The organism is Pseudoxanthomonas suwonensis, assembly GCF_010093235.1.
In the GTDB taxonomy this organism is placed as follows: domain Bacteria; phylum Pseudomonadota; class Gammaproteobacteria; order Xanthomonadales; family Xanthomonadaceae; genus Pseudoxanthomonas; species Pseudoxanthomonas suwonensis.
In genome coordinates this window covers 1-12,675 of the sequence record NZ_PDWP01000011.1, presented here as the reverse complement: position 1 = coordinate 12,675, position 12,675 = coordinate 1, and the positions used below count along the sequence as shown (strand labels likewise).

Sequence of the window (12,675 nt, the reverse complement as noted above, 5' to 3'; positions counted from 1 at the left end):
GGAAGGAAGGACCGGCGGCGCCGGTACGGAATGGGTCCGGGCTCAGCGCGGGCCGTTGATGATGCGGTGAACCGAGTCCGCGTAGCCGCGCAGCTGGTCCAGGGTCACGAACTCGTCGGCGGTATGGGCCTGGGCGATGTCGCCCGGGCCGTAGACCAGCGCGGTGTAGCCACCGGCGGAGAACAGCGAGGCCTCGGTCCAGAAGTCCACCGCGTTGCCGATCGGCAGGCCCAGGGCGTCGGCCACGTCGCGCGCGGCCAGGCGGCGCTCCTCGGCGCGGGCGATGTCTCCCGACGGCAGGCTCGGCCCGCGGAAGGTCTCCTCGAAATGCGCGGCGGCGGGTTCGGCGAAACCGGCGAACGTCGCCAGCAGCTGGTCCACGTCCATCGACGGCAGCGGGCGGAAGCCGAAGCGCAGCTCCGCCTCCGGCGCGATCATGTTGGCCTTGATCCCGCCCTCGATGCGGCCGATGTTGAAGCGCAGGCCGGTCAGCCCGCCGAAACGCGCGTGCGCCAGCGACTGCACGTGGTCCAGGGCACGATCGCCCCAGCGCACGGCCTGGTGCAGCGCGCTGGCCGCCGCGTCCTGCTGGCCGGAGGCGTGGCCGGCGCGGCCCTTGAAGCGCATCAGCACCGAGGAAATGCCACGGTGGGCCAGCACCGCCTCGCCCATGGTCGGCTCGGCCACCAGCACCGCTTCATACGGAATGCCGCGGGCCAGGAAGGCGGCGATGCAGCGCGGGTCGTTTGCCTCCTCGTCGGAGGAGAACAGGAACGCGGCATCGCCGTCGCCGGCATTGGCCGCGGCCACCAGCGCCGCGGCCGCGCCCTTGATGTCGCACACGCCCAAGCCGACCACGCGGTCGTCCAGGCGCCGCATCACGTGCGGATCGGCGCTCCAGTGCGGCGAATCCGGCACGGTGTCCAGGTGCACGTTGAACAGGTACTTCGGCGTGCCGCGCACCGCGTACAGGCTGACCGCGCCGGCGCCGTGGTCCACCACCTGCACGTTGAAGCCAGGCAGGTTCGCGCGCAGGTAGTCGAAGATGCCGCCCTCGGCGGCGATCGCGCGCGGCGGGTTGCGGGTGTCGAAGGACACCAGCTTTCCAAGGTGCGCGAGGGTGGATTCCAGCAGGTCGGTCATGGGTGTTCTGGTTGTCAGGCGGTTGCGGCGGCGGACTGGTAGATGTCCGGCCGCAGGATTTCCATCAGGGTCCGCGGCCGGGCCGGCTCCCTGAAGCCGAACCGCGCGTACAGGCCGTGCGCGTCCGAGGTGGCCAGCATGAAGCGGCGCAGGCCCTGCAGCTGCGGATGGGCCATCACCGCGGCCATCAGCTGCTTGCTGAAACCACGGCCGCGGTACTCCGGCAGGACGAAGACATCGGCCAGGTAGCCGAAGGTGGCGCCATCGGTGACGACGCGGGCGAAGGCCACCTGGCCTTCGCCTTCGAGGTAGCCGCCGAAGCACAGCGAGCCGGCGATCGCCCGCTCCACCGTCTCCCGCGGGATGCCCTTGCTCCAGTACGTCTCCCTGGAGAGGAAACGGTGGATCAGGTCGACATCCAGTTCGCTCCGGTGGTCGCTGATGCGCAGCTGGCCCATCGTCACAGTCCCTTGCTGAAGCCGATGAAACCGTCGGCGCGCACCCAGCCCTCGCTGGCGTAGAGGGCCTGGGCGGCGGCGTTGTCCACCGTCGTCTGCAGCTCCAGCCGCAACGCGCCGCGCGCCCGCGCGTCACCGGCGGCCCTGCGCAGCAGCGCCCGGCCGACGCCCCGGCCGCGCGCGTCGGGCGCGACGAACAGGTCGTTGAGCAGCTCGATCGGCGCGGTGCCCACCGAGGTGAACAGCGGATAGAGCTGGGTGAAGCCAAGCGCCGTGCCCTGCCCGTCCACCGCCAGCAGCAGGTGCGAGTCGCCCCGCTCCAGGCGCTGGCGCAGGAACGCGCTGGCGCGCGCCAGGTCCGTCGGCTGCCCGTAGAACACGCGGTAGCCGTCGAACAGCGCCGCCAGCGCCGGCAGGTCCTCCATGCCGGCGCTGCGTACCAGGATGCGGGCGGCCGCTTCGCTCACGTCAGCGGTTGACCTCGGCCCACAGGGTGCTGCTCATGCCGAACAGCTTGATGAAGCCCTCGGCCTCCTCCACGCCCCAGTCGGCCGACTGGGCATACGTGGCGCCCTTGGCATTGAGGATGTGCGGCGAGCGGATCGCCACGGCGTCCACGCGGCCGCCGCGGGTCTCCAGCACCACCTCGCCGTTGACCTGCTCCTGCGAGGAGGCCAGGAAGGCTTCAAGGTCGGTCTTCAGCGGGTCGTGGTAGAAGCCTTCGTACACCAGCTCCACCCACTTGCGCGCCACTTCCGGCTTGAATCGGTTCTGCTGCTTGGACAGCACCGCTTCCTCGAGCGCGCGGTGCGCGGCCAGCAGCGCGGTCAGGCCGGGGGCCTCGAACACGATGCGGCCCTTCAGGCCGATCACGGTGTCGCCGGTGTACATGCCGCGGCCGACGCCGTACTGGGCGAACATGGTGTTGAGGCGGGCCAGGATCTTCGCGCCTTCCAGCGGCTTGCCGTCCAGCTCCACCGCCTCGCCCTTGACGAACTTCAGGGTCACCCGCAGCGGGTCGGCCGGCCACGCGCTGCGCGGTGCGCACCAGCCGCGCGCGCCCTCGCCCGGGGCTTCCCACTTGTCGATCTCGCCGCCGGACATGGTCACGCCCAGCAGGTTCTCGTTGATGGTGTAGCTCTTCTGCTTGGCGCGCACCTCGAAGCCGCGCTCCTCGAGGTACTTCTGCTCGTAGGCGCGGGTCTGGGTGTGTTCCTTCTGGATCTCGCGGATCGGGGCGACGATGCGGTAGTCGCCCTGGGCCTTGACCGCCAGGTCGAAGCGGACCTGGTCGTTGCCCATGCCGGTGCAGCCGTGGGCGATGGCGTTGGTGCCCAGTTCGGCGGCACGCCTGAGCGCGGCGTCGACGATCAGGTAGCGGTCGGAGACCAGCAGCGGGTACTGGCCCTGGTAGCCCTCGCCGGCCTGCACGAACGGCTTGACGAAGCCGTTCCAGATCGCCTCGCCGCCATCGATGGTGACGTGGCTGGCCACGCCCAGCTCCGCGGCGCGCTGCTCGATGTAGGCGCGCTCCTCGGCGTCCACGCCGCCGGTGTCGGCGAACACGGTGTGCACGTTCCAGCCCTGCTCCTTCAGGTAGGGCACGCAGAAGCTGGTGTCCAGGCCGCCGGAGAAGGCCAGGACGATGTCGCGGCTGGCTGCCGCGGGATTCGGGATTCGGGATTCGGGATCGGTGGAAGCAGCTTGTGACATGGGGGCGTCTCTCTCGGAAATCAGTAGTAGGCAATGGAGGGGGGATCCGGTCCTGCTCTTTCGAATCACGAATCACGAAGCCCCAATCCCGAATCACCGGCCGCGCACCAGCGCGGCCATCACCGCCTTCTGCACGTGCAGGCGGTTCTCGGCTTCCTCGATGGCGATGCAGTTGGGCGAGTCCATGACCGCGTCGGTGGCCTTGACGTTGCGGCGCAGCGGCAGGCAGTGGCTGAACACGCCGTTGTTGGTCAGCGCCATCTTCTGCTCGTCGACGATGAAGTGCTTGAACTGGTCGCGGATCGGCTTCTCCGGCTCCCAGTTGCCGAAGTACGGCAGCGCGCCCCAGCTCTTGGCGTAGACCACGTCGGCGCCGCGATAGGCGTCCTCGATGTCGTGGCTGACCTGGAACGAGCCGCCGCTCTCGGCGACGTTCTGGTTGGCCCAGCCGATGTAGCGCTCGTCGAGGATGTATTCCGGCGTCGGGCACAGCAGGGTCACGTCCATGCCCAGGCGGGTGGCGATGGTCAGTGCCGAGTTGGCGACCGCGGTGTTCAGCGGCTTGGGATGGTAGGTCCAGGTCAGGACGTACTTCTTGCCGCGCAGGTCGGTGGTGCCGAAGTGCTCCTGCAGGGCCAGGGCGTGGGCCAGTTCCTGGCACGGATGGGTGATCGTCTCCATGTTGATCACCGGCACAGTCGAGTACCTGGCGAAAGCCTTGAGCACGCGGTCCTCGCGGTCGTAGCTCCAGTCCTTGAACTTCGGGAAGGCGCGCACGCCGATCAGGTCGACGTAGCGGGCCAGCACGCGGGCGACCTCGGCGATGTGCTCCTCGGTGTCGCCGTCCATCACCGTGCCCAGGTCGAACTCGATCGGCCACGCGTCCTTGCCCGGCTGCAGCACGATGGCATGGCCGCCCAGCTGGAAGGCGCCCAGCTCGAAGCTGGTGCGGGTGCGCATGGAGGGATTGAAGAACACCAGCGCGATCGAGCGCCCCTTCAGTTCACTGCCCAGCTTGTTGCGCTTGAACGCGGCCGCCTCGGCGAGCAGCGCGTCCAGGTCCGGGCGGCTCCAGTCCTGGGTGTTGAGGAAGTGCTTGAGCGACATCGATCGATCCCTTGCGGTGGTGGCCGGCGAACCGGCATGGGGTGGTGCCTTGTCCGGATGAAGTCCCTTGCGCCTGAAACCTTTGCCGTGCCAGAAACGAAAAAACCCAGCCTGGGGCTGGGTTCTCGAACGGACAGCACGACGCTCCGGTCACCCAGCGGAAAAGTGGGGTTCCGGTCGACGCGCACGCGAGGTCATCCCGGAGGCCATCCGGGCGGCGCTCGAAGCATGCGGCTGAAGGTCGGTATTCATCGGCGGTCGATGGTCGCACGCACCCGCGGCGCGTGCAAGCCCGCGGGAGGCGCTCAGGGCGGACTGGCCGCGTCGCCCACCCAGGGGGTGACCGAAACCCGGATCCGCAGCCGGTTGCCGGGGTCCTCGGCCAGGCGCGAACGGTACTTGGTGCCCTTGTAGACGTAATCGACGTCGTAGGCGATCGGCCGCTGGAACTGGCGCTCGACCTGGACCAGGCGGCAGTTGGCCCCGCCGCGCGGCGTCGCCGAGGCCTGGGCCGCGGTCTGCGGATTGGCCTTCGGGGCCGACTCCTCCCGGAACATGCCCTTGAAGGACTCGACGATGCGCCCGAAGACCCCCGGCGACTCCCCGCCCCCGCTGGGCTGCGAACGCACCTCGACCACCGGCACGTCGTCGCAGCGCTCCTCGGTGCGGCTGGCGCGCAGGGTCTGGTAGACCGGCTCCACCCGCAGCACCTGGGCGTAGTCGAAACGCACGTTCTCGACGGGAACTACCCGGATCGGGGGCTCCGGCAGCGCCCCCTGGGGGTCCTTCTCCTGCGCGGCAGCCGGCAGCGCCATCGCACTCAGCAGGCACAGCAGGGGGACTCGCGTCGAAGGTCGCATTCGGTACCGTTGGGGGGCGAACGGAGCCGACAGTGTAGGGCGCACGCCTTGCACGGGGCTGAACCAAAGCCCCGCAGCGGCCCGGCCGGGCCCCGCGGCGGCACGCAGGCTAGAATGCGCGGCCCGCCCCCGGTATCCCGTGCCGATGTCCCTGCGCCTGTACAACAGCCTGACGCGCCAGGTCGAAGCCTTCGCGCCGCTCGACCCCGCCTGCCCCACCATGTACGTGTGCGGGCCCACGGTCTACAACTACGTGCACATCGGCAACGCCCGCGGGCCGGTGGTGTTCGGGGTCCTGGCCGCGCTGCTGCGCCGGCGCCATGGCGCCCTGAAGTACGCGCGCAACATCACCGACGTGGACGACAAGATCAACGCCGCGGCCGCCGAGCAGGGCGTGCCGATCTCGGTGATCACCGACCACTTCGCCGCCGCCTACCGCGAGGACATGGCCGCGCTGGGCGTGTCCGGCGACTTCGCCCCGGACATCGAACCCACCGCCACCGGCCATATCGCGCAGATGATCGCCATGTGCGAGCGCCTGATCGCCGAGGGCCACGCCTACGCCGCCGAGGGCCACGTGCTGTTCTCGGTGGCCAGCTTCGCCGACTACGGCCGCCTCTCGCGCCGCGACACCGAGGAGATGCTGGCCGGCGCCCGGGTCGAGGTGGCCCCGTACAAGCGCGATCCGGGCGACTTCGTGCTGTGGAAGCCCTCCAGCGACGACCTGCCCGGCTGGGATTCGCCCTGGGGCCGCGGCCGCCCGGGCTGGCACATCGAGTGCTCGGCGATGGCCTAGGCCCACCTGGGCCAGACCATCGACATCCATGCCGGCGGCATCGACCTGCAGTTCCCGCACCACGAGAACGAGATCGCGCAGAGCCAGTGCGCGCACGGCGGCGCGCCGTTCGCCCGCTACTGGCTGCACAACGGAATGCTCAATTTCGGCGGCGCCAAGATGAGCAAGTCGCTGGGCAACATCGAGAAGGTCCACGACCTGGTCCGCGCGCCCCCGCCGGAGGCGCTGCGCTACGCGCTGATGTCGGCCCACTACCGGCAGCCGCTGGAATGGTCGGACGCCCTGGTCGAGCAGTCGGTGCGCACCCTGGACCGGCTGTACGGCACCCTGCGCGACCTGGCCGGCGTCGAGGCCACCGCTTCGATCCCGCCCGCGATCGAGGCGGCGCTGGACGACGACCTCAACACCCCGCTGGCGCTGGCCGAGCTGGCCCGCATCGCCGGCGAGGCGCGCAAGGCGACCGATGCCGGCGAACGCTCGCGGCTGAAGGCCGAACTGCTCGGCGCCGGCCTGGCCCTGGGCCTGCTGCAGCAGGCGCCGGAAGCCTGGTTCAACCGCGGCGCCTCCGGCGACGACGATGCCCGCATCCAGGCGCTGGTTGACGAGCGCAGCGCGGCAAAGAAGTCCCGGGACTTCGCCCGTGCCGACGCCATCCGCGACCAGCTGGCGGCCGAGGGCATCCTGCTGGAGGACACGCCGCAGGGCGTGCGCTGGAAGCGCGCCTGACGCGCCTGCGGATGTCCGGCCATGGATGACCGGCCAGGGCGATCCCAGGCCCGCCACGTCGCGCCATGGACGGCCACACCATCATCGAGAAACCCGTGACCACTACCCCCTTCCCGCTCGAACCCACCGCCGCCGAGGCGCAGGCCGCCATCCGCGACGAGTTCGCGTTCTTCGCCGACTGGGCCGAGCGCTACCAGTACCTGATCGACCTGGGCCGCAAGCTGCCGCCGTTCCCGGAGGAATGGAAGACCGAGGAACACCGCCTGCACGGCTGCCAGTCGATGGTCTGGATCGTGCCGCAGGGCAACCGCGATCGCCTGGAGTTCCATGCGATCAGCGACTCGGCCATCGTCTCCGGCCTGATCTACCTGGCCCTGCGGGTCTACTCCGGCCGTCCGGCGGAGGAAATCCTGGCCACCGAGCCGGACTACATCGCCGACATCGGGCTGGCCAGGCCCCTCTCGCCGACCCGCAGCAACGGCCTGGCCTCGCTGCTGGCCTTCATCCGCGACACCGCGCGCGCCCAGGCCTGAGGTGGAAGCGGCTCCGGAAAGCCTGCTCCGTTCGCCGCTGCGCGAAGGCAGCTTCCGGATCCTGCTCGGCTACCGCCTGTTCGCGATCCTGTCCTACCAGATCGTCGCGGTCACCGTCGGCTGGCACGTCTACGAGCTGACCCGCGACACCTTCGCCCTGGGCCTGGTCGGCCTGGCCGAGGTGCTGCCGTACATCGGCATGGCCCTGTTCGCCGGCTACCTGGTCGACCACCTGCCCAAGCGCCGGCTGGGCGCGCTGGCCACCGCCGGGCTGTGCGCCACCGCCGTGCTGCTGATGCTGGTCGCCGCCGGCCGCATCGCGCCGGGCGCAACCTGGCCGATCTACGCGGCCATCGTCCTGACCGGGCTGGTCCGCGCCTTCCTCACCCCGGTCTACACCGCCCTGTTCGCGCGGGTGCTGCCGCGCGCGCAGTTCGCACGCGGCCCCAGCATCGGCAGCGTGGCCTTCCAGATCGGCCTGGTCTGCGGCCCGGCGCTGGGCGGCCTGCTGGTCGGACTGGCCGGCAAGACCGTCGCCTACGGCGTCGCCGCCGCGCTCGCGCTGGCTTCGGGCGCCGTGCTGCTGGCGCTGCGGGTCGAGGAGCCACCGGCGGCGGGACCGCGCGCGCCGGTGTTCGCCAGCATCGGCGAGGGCCTGCGCTTCGTGTTCGGCAACCAGGTCATGCTCGGCGCGCAGGCGCTGGACCTGTTCGCGGTGCTGTTCGGCGGCGCGATCTCCCTGGCGCCGGCCTTCATCCACGAGATCCTGCACTACGGTCCGGAAGGGCTGGGCATCCTGCGCGCGGCCCCGGCGCTGGGCGCGGTCGTGGTGGGCCTGGTGCTGGCGCGGCACACGCCTGGTCGCAACGCCGGCCGCCTGCTGCTGTGGGCGGTGGCCGGCTTCGGCCTGTGCATCATCGGCTTCGGCCTGTCGCGGCACTTCTGGCTGTCGGCGTTCTTCCTGCTGCTGTCGGGGGTGTGCGACGGCGTGTCGGTGGTGCTGCGCTCGACCATCATGCAGCTGGTCACTCCCGACGGCATGCGCGGCCGGGTGGCTTCGATCAACGGCATCTTCATCGGCTCGTCCAACGAACTGGGCGCGTTCTATGCCGGCTCGATGGCGCGCCTGCTGGGCCTGGTGCCGGCGGTGGTACTGGGCGGCTGCGTCACCCTGGGCGTGGTCGCCACCACCGCGGTCAAGGCGCCGAAGTTGCGGCGGCTGGATCTGCGGAAGCTCTGACCCACCCGCGCCCCGCATGGCCCAACGAAGACCGACGGCCTTGCCGGGCCGCCGTCCGGTGACGCGCCGCGATGGCGGAGGCGGCCGCCATGGGGTGCCGCAGACCCCGGACGGAGCCGCGCCGCACCGGGGCATGGCATCGCGCGCCTCCTGCTCCAACGCGCCACCGCGGGCCATCCGTGGCCTGGTTGCCCCACGCCCCCGGCATGGCGCGTCTTCGGGCGCTTCCAGGCCGTGGCTTCGTTTGTCCTTTGCGCTTGTGTCGCAGGTATCCACCTTGGCGCACCGGGGAATCCCCGGGTGCGCTTCGCCTGCCCGGGCTACGCAATGCACCCCTCCCACCGGGAGAGGGAGCGGAGGTGGGGTCGTGGTGCCAGCGGCGTTGGAGAAGCGCCGCCCGTTCCCCGCCCCCGTCGGCGAGGGGCTAAAAAGACAAAGCCCGCCGGGAGGCGGGCTTTGTCGTCAGGCCTGCGGGAGCGGGCTTACTCGCCCTGCTGCTTCTGCAGGTGCTCCCAGCGCTCCTGGGCGTCGATGGTGCGCTCGGCGGTCAGGCGCGCCTCCAGGCGCTCCAGGCCGATCTCCTCGCCGGTGTCGACGCAGTAGCCGTAGTCACCGGCCTCCAGGCGCTTGAGCGTGCTGTCGATCTTGCCGATCAGCTTGCGGTAGCGGTCGCGGGTACGCAGTTCCAGCGAGTTCTCGGTCTCGCGGGTGGCACGCTCGGCCTCGTCGCCGATGTCGCGCACTTCGTCCTTGAGGTTCTCGATGGTCTGCTTGGACTCCTCGACCAGGTCGGCGCGCCACTGCAGCAGCCGCTGCCGGAAGTACTCCAGCTGCAGCGGGTTCATGTACTCCTCGTCGGGCGAGGGCTTGTAGCCTTCCGGAAGGATGGGACGTCCGGTGGCTTCGTCGATCTTGTATTCCACGACCTTCCTGCGGGTGGGGGCCGGGCTCACATTGTCGGTCTTTTTGGACACCACGGCGACGGCGACCTTGCCCGGGGTCCCCGGGGCGGTCGGGACCGGCTTGGCCGGAGCGTTGGAGCTGGGGGATTTCGGTGCGGGCACTGGCTTTTCTTGCGGAGTTGCGGCGACCGTCTTCGGCGTCGGGGCTGCCTTGGCGGCGGACGGCTTGGCGGTCGGGGTAGCGGGCGCGGTCGTCCTCGTGGACTTGGCGGTGGGGGTCTTGCTGCTGGCCGGCTTCGCGGTCGCGGCGGGGGCCGCCACTTTCTTCGCCGCCGGCTTGGCAGCCTTGGCCGGGGTCACCGGCCGGGTGTTGCTCTTGCTGGCCGGGGCCTTGGTGGCCTTGGGGGCCGGGGTCTTCTTCGCCGGAGCCGGCTTGGTCGCCGTGGCCTTCCTGGCCGGAGCCTTCTTCGCCGGCGCCGCGGCCTTCTTGGCCACGACGGGCTTGGCGGGCTTCTTCGCCGCCGGCTTGACGGCCTTGGTCGCCTTGACCGCCTTGACCGCCTTCACGGGCTTGGCAGCCTTGCCTGCAGCCGCCTTCCTGGCGACGGGCTTGGCGGTCTTCCCGGTCGCCTTGGCAGCGGGGGAAGGCTTCTTGGCCGGCTTGGCGGCCTTCTTCACGGGGTTCTTGGCAGCCACGTACGAAGGTTCCTCCGATGTTTTCCCCGGCAGTGCGGGAAAGCGCGCCTTTATAGCCCACCCCACCACGGGCGGCAACCTCACGGGTCGCCAGTTATCATGCCGCGGTGACTACACGCCTGCTTATCGCGCTGTTGCGCTTCTACAAGCGCTTCATCAGCCCGCTGCTGGGACCGCGCTGCCGGTTCGTGCCCAGCTGTTCTGAATACGCGATGCAGGCGATCGAGCGGCATGGCCCGCTGCGCGGCTGCTGGCTGGCCGCGCGGCGCATCGGCCGCTGCCACCCCCTCCACCCCGGCGGCTACGACCCGGTTCCCGAGCGCCCGCATTCCTGCCAAGGACACCACTGATGCCCTCCACTCTCATCACCAACGCCCGCCTGGTCAACGAAGGACGCCAGACCGAAGGCGACCTGCGCATCGAGAACGGGCGCATCGCCGCCATCGGCAGCGGGCTGCAGGCGCGCGCGGGCGAGGAAGTCGTGGACGCCCGCGGGCGCTGGCTGCTGCCGGGGATGATCGATGACCAGGTGCACTTCCGCGAGCCGGGCCTGACCCACAAGGGCGACATCGCCAGCGAGTCGGCCGCGGCCGTGGCCGGCGGCCTGACCAGCTTCATGGACATGCCCAACACCAACCCGCCCACGCTCGACGCGGCGGCGCTTGAGGGCAAGTACGCGGCGGCCGCCGGCAGGGCCTGGGGCAACCATGGCTTCTACCTGGGCGCCAGCAACGACAACCTCGAGGCGGTGCGCTCGCTGGATCCGAAGACCGCGCCGGGCATCAAGGTGTTCATGGGCGCTTCCACCGGCAACATGCTGGTCGACAACCCGGAGACCCTGGACGGGATCTTCCGCGAGGCCCCGACCCCGATCATCACCCACTGCGAGGACACCCCGACCATCGACCGCACGATGGCCGAGTTCAAGGAAAAGTACGGCGCCGACGGCCTGACCGCCGCCATGCACCCGGACATCCGTTCGCGCGAGGCCTGCATCAAGTCCACCCGCCTGGCCATGGAACTGGCGCGCCGGCACGGCACCCGCCTGCACGTGCTGCACATCTCCACCGCCGACGAGCTGGCGCTGTTCGAGCGCGGCCCGCTGGTGGGCGCCGACGGCAAGGTGCGCAAGAAGATCACCGCCGAGACCTGCATCCATTTCCTGCGCTTCGACCGCGCCGACTACGCGCGGCTTGGCAACCTCATCAAGTGCAATCCAGCGATCAAGGACGCCTCCGACCGCGCCGCGCTGACCCAGGCGCTGGTGGACGACGTGATCGACGTGCTGGCCACCGACCACGCCCCGCACACCCTGGAGGAGAAGGAGAAGCCCTACCTGCAGGCGCCTTCCGGCCTGCCGCTGGTGCAGTACGCGCTGCTGGCGGCGATCGAGCTGGTGCACGAGGGCAGGCTGGACATCACCCGGGTGGTGCAGAAGGCCAGCCATGCCCCGGCGCAGCTGTTCGACGTCGCCGAGCGCGGCTTCCTGCGCGAGGGCTACTGGGCCGACCTGGTGCTGGTGGACGACGCCCCGCTGACCGTGCGCCGCGAGGACGTGCTGTCCAAGTGCGGCTGGTCGCCGTTCGAGGGCACCACCTTCCGCTCGCGCATCGCCTCGACCTGGGTCAACGGCCAGCTGGTCTGGAACGGCCGCGAACTGGTCGGCGCCCCCGCGGGCCGTCGCCTGGAGTTCGCCCGCTGATGCGGCCTGTCCTGCGTGCCACGCGGCGGGCGCTGCTGGCCGCGATGCTCGCCCTCGCCCTGCCCGCCCCGGCCCAGGACGATACCCGGGTGGTGTTCCCGGCCAGCGTGCCGCAGGGCTCGATGGTGATCGGCAAGGTGCCGCCCGGCAGCCGTGTGGAATACGCCGGTCGCGTGCTGCGCACCACCGGCTACGGCACCGTGGTGTTCGGCGTCGGCCGCGACCAGGCCGCACCGGTCGAGGTCACCGTGGTCCGCCCGGATGGCGTCCGCAGCGTCCAGCGGATCGCGGTCAGCCCGCGCGACTGGCCAGTGCAGCGCGTCGATGGCGTGCCCCCGAGGACCGTGGATCCGCCGCCGGCCATCGCAGAACGCATCGCCCGCGAGCAGGCCCAGGTCACCGCCGCGCGCGGCCGCGACGACGACCGCGCCGATTTCGCCCGCCGCTTCATCTGGCCGGTGCAGGGCCGGATCAGCGGCCGCTTCGGCAACCAGCGCGTCTACAACGGCAAGCCGGGATCGCCGCACTCGGGCATGGACATCGCCGCACCCACCGGCACCCCGGTCAAGGCGCCGGCGCCCGGCGTGGTGACCTTCGCCGCCCCGGACCTCTACCTGACCGGCGGCACCCTGCTGCTGGACCACGGCTTCGGCATCAGTTCCAACTTCCTGCACCTGTCGCGGATCGACGTGAAGGTCGGCGACCGGGTCGAACAAGGCCAGGTGATCGGCGCGGTGGGGGCCCTGTCTCGTATACACATCACACGCTGCCGCCGAACCACTCCGTGTCGATCTCGGTG

12 protein-coding genes and 1 pseudogene are annotated in these 12,675 nt (G+C 70.6%); 6 read left to right on the top strand and 7 right to left on the bottom strand.

Annotated features, from left to right (window positions below):
• Positions 1 to 42 precede the first annotated feature (42 nt).
• The 6 genes from CSC68_RS06725 to CSC68_RS06700 form a co-directional block, all read right to left on the bottom strand.
• Entirely contained in the window at positions 43 to 1,143 is a 1,101-nt protein-coding gene (locus tag CSC68_RS06725; RefSeq protein ID WP_162202756.1) for an acetylornithine deacetylase, read from the bottom strand.
• 14 nt (positions 1,144 to 1,157) lie between these two features.
• Positions 1,158 to 1,601 (bottom strand): GNAT family N-acetyltransferase, encoded by a 444-nt coding sequence (locus CSC68_RS06720; protein ID WP_162202755.1) that lies wholly within the window; start codon positions 1,599 to 1,601, stop codon positions 1,158 to 1,160.
• 2 nt (positions 1,602 to 1,603) lie between these two features.
• The gene (locus tag CSC68_RS06715) at positions 1,604 to 2,068 is read right to left on the bottom strand and encodes a GNAT family N-acetyltransferase (RefSeq protein ID WP_246193469.1); all 465 of its coding nucleotides are present in this window, start codon (positions 2,066 to 2,068) and stop codon (positions 1,604 to 1,606) included.
• A 1-nt stretch (position 2,069) separates the two neighbouring features.
• Complete coding sequence (locus CSC68_RS06710) at positions 2,070 to 3,314, bottom strand: argininosuccinate synthase (protein WP_162202754.1); 1,245 nt, start codon at positions 3,312 to 3,314, stop codon at positions 2,070 to 2,072.
• A gap of 93 nt (positions 3,315 to 3,407) precedes the next feature.
• Positions 3,408 to 4,421 (bottom strand): N-acetylornithine carbamoyltransferase, encoded by a 1,014-nt coding sequence (locus tag CSC68_RS06705; RefSeq protein WP_162202753.1) that lies wholly within the window; start codon positions 4,419 to 4,421, stop codon positions 3,408 to 3,410.
• Between the two features lie 305 nt (positions 4,422 to 4,726).
• Positions 4,727 to 5,281 carry a ribonuclease E domain-containing protein gene (locus tag CSC68_RS06700; RefSeq protein ID WP_162202752.1) on the bottom strand — a complete coding sequence of 185 codons (555 nt, stop codon included), beginning with the start codon at positions 5,279 to 5,281 and terminating at the stop codon, positions 4,727 to 4,729.
• 145 nt (positions 5,282 to 5,426) lie between these two features.
• Between CSC68_RS06700 and cysS the strand changes: the two are divergent.
• The 3 genes and pseudogenes from cysS (at position 5,427) to CSC68_RS06685 (ending at position 8,576) form a co-directional block, all read left to right on the top strand.
• A pseudogene (gene cysS, locus CSC68_RS06695) lies at positions 5,427 to 6,803 on the top strand (cysteine--tRNA ligase).
• A 95-nt stretch (positions 6,804 to 6,898) separates the two neighbouring features.
• The gene (locus CSC68_RS06690) at positions 6,899 to 7,336 is read left to right on the top strand and encodes a SufE family protein (protein WP_162202751.1); all 438 of its coding nucleotides are present in this window, start codon (positions 6,899 to 6,901) and stop codon (positions 7,334 to 7,336) included.
• Position 7,337: 1 nt separating this feature from the next.
• Positions 7,338 to 8,576 carry an MFS transporter gene (locus CSC68_RS06685; RefSeq protein WP_162202750.1) on the top strand — a complete coding sequence of 413 codons (1,239 nt, stop codon included), beginning with the start codon at positions 7,338 to 7,340 and terminating at the stop codon, positions 8,574 to 8,576.
• A gap of 482 nt (positions 8,577 to 9,058) precedes the next feature.
• Here CSC68_RS06685 and dksA read toward each other — a convergent pair whose 3' ends face one another.
• Complete coding sequence (gene dksA, locus CSC68_RS06680) at positions 9,059 to 10,174, bottom strand: RNA polymerase-binding protein DksA (protein WP_162202749.1); 1,116 nt, start codon at positions 10,172 to 10,174, stop codon at positions 9,059 to 9,061.
• Between the two features lie 107 nt (positions 10,175 to 10,281).
• Between dksA and yidD the strand changes: the two genes are divergently transcribed.
• The 3 genes from yidD to CSC68_RS06665 form a co-directional block, all read left to right on the top strand.
• The gene (gene yidD, locus CSC68_RS06675; protein ID WP_162202748.1) at positions 10,282 to 10,524 is read left to right on the top strand and encodes a membrane protein insertion efficiency factor YidD; all 243 of its coding nucleotides are present in this window, start codon (positions 10,282 to 10,284) and stop codon (positions 10,522 to 10,524) included.
• Positions 10,524 to 11,876, top strand: coding sequence for a dihydroorotase (locus CSC68_RS06670; RefSeq protein WP_162202747.1), 1,353 nt, complete (start codon positions 10,524 to 10,526; stop codon positions 11,874 to 11,876). Before yidD ends, CSC68_RS06670 begins: the two co-directional genes overlap by 1 nt.
• Positions 11,876 to 12,675: M23 family metallopeptidase (locus tag CSC68_RS06665; protein WP_162202746.1), on the top strand; the 800-nt coding region annotated here is incomplete at its 3' end. The genes CSC68_RS06670 and CSC68_RS06665, both read left to right, overlap by 1 nt.

Coding starts and splice junctions, on each gene's coding strand:
- CSC68_RS06670 (WP_162202747.1), top strand. CDS start 10,524: ATGCCCTCCACTCTCATCACCAACGCCCGCCTGGTCAACGAAGGACGC.
- CSC68_RS06700 (WP_162202752.1), bottom strand. CDS start 5,281: ATGCGACCTTCGACGCGAGTCCCCCTGCTGTGCCTGCTGAGTGCGATG.
- CSC68_RS06705 (WP_162202753.1), bottom strand. CDS start 4,421: ATGTCGCTCAAGCACTTCCTCAACACCCAGGACTGGAGCCGCCCGGAC.
- CSC68_RS06725 (WP_162202756.1), bottom strand. CDS start 1,143: ATGACCGACCTGCTGGAATCCACCCTCGCGCACCTTGGAAAGCTGGTG.
- CSC68_RS06710 (WP_162202754.1), bottom strand. CDS start 3,314: ATGTCACAAGCTGCTTCCACCGATCCCGAATCCCGAATCCCGAATCCC.
- CSC68_RS06720 (WP_162202755.1), bottom strand. CDS start 1,601: ATGGGCCAGCTGCGCATCAGCGACCACCGGAGCGAACTGGATGTCGAC.